The sequence below is a fragment of the Arthrobacter sp. SIMBA_036 genome, from assembly GCF_046535135.1.
Lineage (GTDB): Bacteria > Actinomycetota > Actinomycetes > Actinomycetales > Micrococcaceae > Arthrobacter.
The window spans coordinates 1-267 of record NZ_JAWRXG010000218.1; the positions used below are offsets into that span (position 1 = coordinate 1).

Here is a 267-nt window from a genome sequence, read left to right on the forward strand (position 1 = left end):
TTTATAGTTCTTTAGATAATAATTAGCAATACCTGAACCTGATATAAAATAAGGATAGTGAGTATAGTCCTTATATTTTTCACATTCTTGAATTCCCAGATTGATATAATGCAGAGCATTTGTATATTGTTTGCTTCTATTATAGCAATTGGCTACTGAAAAAATAGCACCAATATAGCTTTTCACATTTTTATCAGCAGTAGTCATTCTTTTCTTTTCATACTGATAATACTCCAAAAAAAGCGGTAGTGCCTCTTCATTTTCATT

1 protein-coding gene is annotated in these 267 nt (G+C 29.2%); it reads right to left on the reverse strand.

Annotated features, from left to right (window positions below):
* Positions 1-267: hypothetical protein (locus SB659_RS19670; RefSeq protein WP_410551627.1), on the reverse strand; the 267-nt coding region annotated here is incomplete at both ends.